Here is a 5,161-nt window from a genome sequence, read left to right as displayed (position 1 = left end):
GCCTTCGCCATTACTTTCAGCGACCGATTCCCGGCAGCCGAAAGCTACTAAAAGAAACCGCCGGATACACCGTTAATGAGATAGTCCCGCCCCCGGTTTTGTTGACTACTTGTCCTAGCGAGCGAGTGCTGTGGAAGGAAGTTGACAATGCTGACGCCGTTGGTGGTACGTACTCGCTTCGTGGACGACCGGGCTGTCTGTTTGTCATGCGGTTGCTGTTCTCTCTCCATGAGATGTCCAGAAAGGAAGGACCCGCTGTCATGATCTTCGTCGATATCCAACATGAGAGCCGCCCCGCAACGCGGTGCTTGCCGAAGCGGGCAAAAGAGGGTGTGCACAACGTGCACACCCTCTTTGGATCGGGTCGTACTGGTGCCGGACTGGGCCGGATTGCGGAGGTTTTCGGGGGAGTGGCCTTTGATGAGGAAAGAGATTGTGTGGACAATGTCCACGCAATCAGTTGCGGACTGGGTCGTACCGGTGCCGAACCGGTCAGGATTGCGGATGTTTCCGGTGGAGCGGCGGATATTCAGGACCGGGAGTCCGGTTCGAGTCCCACCTCGGGCACATGTTTTCCCAGTTCAGGAGCTTTTTTGGTGTTTCTTCGTGTGGACAGTGTCCACACTCTCGCCGCTGATCTGATGCTCCGGTGTGTGGGGTCCCCGGGCGGCCTATTCGGTTGTGTGGGGGAGCGGCCGTCTACGGCGGTATCGCCCTGTGGTGTCTTTGGTGGGCCTTCATCCTCGTTCGTCCTTTCCGTTGGGCTTTCTCGTTCACCACTTCATGGTGGCTAGACCCGCTTACAACATGATTTGCTGCCTATTCTTCAGAGCGACCGAGGGTTGTGGCCGGTGCGGAATTTCCGCTCGTGTACCTGTTCATGCAGGAAGGCCGGGGGAACTGCGTGACGGGCAACTGATCGGGATCAGATCCTTTGGTCGCTGAGCCTGGCCATATGGTGGCCGGGGCCAGCCTCGAGGGCGAGTTGGAGGAGCTGGTGGGCCTTGCTGCCATCGACTTCCCATCAGTTGACCCGCCGCAGCAGCCATCTCATCGTGGCCCTTGGATGCTGGGTATCCGGAGTCTCTGTCCTCGTTGTTTTTGGCGGTGGGAGTTGGCCTCCGGATCCAAAGCCCGCAACCCCCGACTACCACTGCCTCCCGGGCGTCAATGCATGCTGGGCGAGCAGCGTGGCGGCGACCTAGACCGGATCTTTACCGATCGCATGTGGGTTCCGGCGGTCGTTCGTGGATACGCGGACGTATGGAGTACCGCGGATTTTCTTACTCCTGGGAGGGCTCTGGATAGTCTTGCTGTTGGAGGCAGAAATCCCGGAAGGCGTGGGCCCGGTGGGTGAGGCGGCCCTGGCGGATGCTGGCCACCACGATGTAGTGCGGGGGCTCTTGATCGTTGATTGGTACCGCGGTGACACTGCTGAGTTTGTCGTAGCGGTATGGCCGCCAGAGCGGTTCCGCTAACAGCCGGTTCTTCTTGACGGCACTAAGCCCCATCCGTGTCTGAGGCCGTTCTTGCCTTGTTCATGGCTGGACCGTTTGTTGGGTGTCGGGGTGACCGTGACGGGTTGAGGCGTCGTCTGCTGTGAGTGGTGTGGGTTTGAAGCCTTTGATGATCAGATAGATGCCGAGGGAGAGTTCGAACACTGCGACGGGTAGTGCGGCTAGGACGGCAAACGGGGAAACCTGGGAGTAGGCGCCGAAGTAGACCGCGACGTCGGAGGCAAGGAGCAGCGGTGCGCCGATGAATGCGACCATCGGCAGGATCCGGGGCACCAGGGCGGAGCGGTACAGCACATAGCCCAGGAGCAGGTCGCAGGCCACGGGCATAAGGCTTTGCGAGAGAAGGAATGTCCAGTTGTAGGTTGCGACCAGGCTATGGCTCATCGTGACCAGCGAGGCAGAGTCCGTCCCTGCGGTGCCGGCAACGTCGTTCCGCAGGGTGAGGATTGTGAGCAGGCTGACGACGCTGACGAAGATGAGGCAGGTTTCCACGAGTCGGGCGGCCACGAATCCCAGGGCTGCGGTTTGGCTGACCCGCTTGGCCACGGGATAGAGCACTACGGCGGTGCCGATGCCGGCCAGGCCGACGATGACCTCGGACAGGGCGCCCCACTGCAGCCCTGCGGTGCTGCCGGCGCCCAGGACGAAAGCCCCTGCGTCGTCCTTCACCGCTTTGTAGAGCGCGAGGGTGGGGATGGAGACAAACGTGAGCACATACAGGATGCCGGCGGCCAGCGAGATTCGCCTCATCGGGTGCATTCCGCGCTGCTGGGCGGGTCCTCGGACCGGCGGGTTGATGCTGATGTTGGCCGTCATGACGTACTCCTTTGACAGTGGCTTGTTCCCCGGCTGCGATGAAGCGGGCTGCCCGGCGCCGGGGAGTGACGGGAGAAAAATGATTGGCGTCTTGCACCTGTCATTCAGGTTCGAGTGGTGGGGGAGCGGATCACTCCAGGACCGTCGGTGCCCGCCGCGTCGACAATGTTCGGACTGTTTAGGTCGTCGGCAGCGGATTCGGCCCGATCATGACGGGGCCCTCTGCGCTGGGTGTTGGTTCGCTGCCGCCCATGTCGAGCCGGAGCGGCGGGTATTGGTCGGTCATCAGCGCTGCGTAGGCGGTGACGCGGAACACCCAGCGGTTCATGCCCATGAGGAGGTCGAAAACGCCGCGGGGGTAGCGGCCGGCGAACAGCAGGACGAGACCGGCGATGCAGACAAGCAAGCCGATCAGGCCGCTGCCGTAGGCCCAGGCGTTGCCGTCACGCACCTCGTTATAGCCGGCGAAGGCGGCTCCGGTGAATACTCCGATGATCAGGTAGTGCGGGATCGCGAGCAGCCACCATTTCACCAGCACGAGCCCGCGTGAAAGCGACGGCGGGTACTCAACGGACAGTCGCCCCGGATAGCCCGGATCGTCGGCCAACGTGAACGGCGGATAGTCGTCGGTGCCCAGCGCACTGTAAGAGTAGAAGCTGACCCGCCACGTCCAGCGCAGCACGCCGACGTTGAAGTCAAAAATTGCCCGTGGATAGCGACCGGTGAACAGTATCGCGAAGAACGCCACCACCGACAGCACTAGGAAAATGATCCACAGGAAGAACAACGCAATAAGGTGGGGGATGATCAGCAACCATTTGACGAACCACAGCCATCGGCTCAGGTGCGGGGAACGCTCGCCGTCGAGGATGAGCGGGTATGAGGTGAGTTGCCCCATGAGAAGTCCTTCCCTTGAGCTGTAAACGGTTGCCCCGGCAGGGGCGCGGCGTCACAGCGGCGGGCGGGGTCTCTCACGTTCGGCCTGGTCCGCGACTCTGTCGACGGTAGGGGACTCTTACGCCGATACCGCAACGTTAAGCCGGCGCATTAGACAGGTCAATAGGGACATGTCCCCTATGACAGTTATTGTGGAGGCATGGCTGAATGGGGCTTTCTGACTAATCACCTGCATGCGCTCTACTGCGTCGCGCGCCACCCCGGCATCCGGATCCGGGAGGTCGCCGAAAGCGTGGGGGTCCAAGAGCGGGCGGCGCACCGTCTCGTTGCGGATTTGGTCGAGGGCGGTTACCTGACCCGCCGCCGGGTCGGGAGCCGCAATGTCTATGAGCTGCATCCAAACCAGCCGATCCGCCGTGAAGGTCTGGATGAGATCGCGGTTGGCGAAATTCTCGACGTCCTTCTCGGTGCGGAGGAGAAGCGTTCTACAATTCCAGCCGCCGATGTCCGCCCGGTCGACTCCCGTGAACAACGGAGGGCGCCGCCGCGGCGGCTCGCTCAGCTCGACGCAACACCTAAGGTTTTGTCACAGCCTCCGGTTCCTGGCACACCCTAGGGTTCGTAATCGGGGGCTGCATTTCCGTCGACCGACGAGGCCGGCGTCCGGCTCGCCGGGGCGGGCGAAGGGGCTGTGGCGGTTGTTTCCACGGAAACCACTACCGCCCCACGCTCCTTGGACGATCGAATTACGGGTGTACCTTAGCGTCAATCGCCCAAGCCGTTTCGGATCGGAATCGCGGGGCAGACACGTACGCGGCCGGGGTGACACCGGCACTGGATACTCTCCTCCTGACAACCACGACGGGGCGACGAGGAAGGCACAAACCTTGAATGATCAGGAAGAGGACAACGCTATGCCCCGTCGTCGGCCAGCTGGTGCCGCGCTCGTGGCGAGGCCCTGATTGTTTGCACCGTGCTGTGGCGGCGGCTGGTGGCGCCGCCGGGGTCCGTTGTTTTCGTGTGGCTCTGCTAGTCCGCGGCTAGCGTCTGAAAGGGCGCTGCCCGGTCATGCAGCGGGCCGACCATCGGATCATGAAAGTTTTGAAGGGAGGTGACGTTGTGATGGAGAGTCTCTAGGCTGAGCATGCCGTGCTGTGCGCCCGGGAGTCGGCAATGAGCGCGGGCAGGACCTGGTTGCGGCCGAGGTTGGACTTCTCCGGCAGGATCAAGTCCTTCTGGGCAAACAAGCGCCGCGCCCTGTCGACGCGGGGTGCGGATGCTTGGGGGTCTTTGGTGGGGAGAACTGGGGGCGTGGACAGTGTCCACACTTTGGGTCTCCGACTGGGCCGTACCGGTGCCGGACTGACCCGGATTGGCGTTGTCTTCGGGGGAGAGACGGAAATTTAAGGGTTGGAGTCCCGTTCGAATCCCACCTCGGGCACAGTGTTTTCCCTGTTCAGGGGCTTTTTGGAGTTATTTCGTGTGCACTTTGTGCACACTCTTCCCTCTGCTCTGATGTTCCGGTGTGTGGGGTCCCGGAAGCGACCGTATCTGGTTGTGTGGGGGAGCGGGAGACTACGACGGGCTTGGTGCTGCCCTGTGGGGTCTCTTCTGGGTGTTTATCCTCGTTCGTCTTTTCCCTTGGGTTTTCGCTTTCACCACTTCATGAAGGCTAGGGCCGCATACAACATGACTTGCTGACAATTCTTTTGATCGGCCCAGGGCTGCTGCCGGTCCGGGATTTCCGCTCTGATACCTGTTCATGCAGGAATGCGGTCGCAACGGCATGACATGCTGGCCGATCCGGAGATGACCATGATCCTGGCCAGTCGGCAGGCGGGTCGGCCCCGGGGGCGATTTGCGGGAACTGGTGGTCTATGGAGCTATTGCTTTCGCACGAGTATCCGCCACCGCAGCCATTATTCTTCTTC

General features: G+C 61.7%; 3 protein-coding genes. 1 reads left to right on the top strand and 2 read right to left on the bottom strand.

The features are described 5' to 3' along the window. Nucleotides 1-1,538: 1,538 nt before the first annotated feature. Both AB4Y86_RS11625 and AB4Y86_RS11620 read right to left on the bottom strand, forming a co-directional pair. The gene (locus tag AB4Y86_RS11625; protein ID WP_441402383.1) at nt 1,539-2,333 is read right to left on the bottom strand and encodes a DUF4386 domain-containing protein; all 795 of its coding nucleotides are present in this window, start codon (nt 2,331-2,333) and stop codon (nt 1,539-1,541) included. A gap of 178 nt (nt 2,334-2,511) precedes the next feature. After that, complete coding sequence (locus AB4Y86_RS11620; RefSeq protein WP_441402382.1) at nt 2,512-3,231, bottom strand: DUF4389 domain-containing protein; 720 nt, start codon at nt 3,229-3,231, stop codon at nt 2,512-2,514. 198 nt (nt 3,232-3,429) lie between these two features. Between AB4Y86_RS11620 and AB4Y86_RS11615 the strand changes: the two genes are divergently transcribed. Continuing rightward, nucleotides 3,430-3,846, top strand: coding sequence for a helix-turn-helix transcriptional regulator (locus tag AB4Y86_RS11615; RefSeq protein WP_441402381.1), 417 nt, complete (start codon nt 3,430-3,432; stop codon nt 3,844-3,846). Nucleotides 3,847-5,161: the final 1,315 nt, after the last annotated feature.

Source organism: Arthrobacter sp. 2YAF22_2 (assembly GCF_052114645.1).
Taxonomy (GTDB): Bacteria; Actinomycetota; Actinomycetes; order Actinomycetales; family Micrococcaceae; genus Arthrobacter.
The sequence above is the reverse complement of the archived record's forward strand: the minus strand, read 5'-3'. Positions and strand labels throughout refer to the sequence as shown.

Bases quoted from the DNA above. Each gene is read 5' to 3' on its own strand.
- AB4Y86_RS11620 (WP_441402382.1), bottom strand. From the start codon at position 3,231: ATGGGGCAACTCACCTCATACCCGCTCATCCTCGACGGCGAGCGTTCC.
- AB4Y86_RS11615 (WP_441402381.1), top strand. From the start codon at position 3,430: ATGGCTGAATGGGGCTTTCTGACTAATCACCTGCATGCGCTCTACTGC.
- AB4Y86_RS11625 (WP_441402383.1), bottom strand. From the start codon at position 2,333: ATGACGGCCAACATCAGCATCAACCCGCCGGTCCGAGGACCCGCCCAG.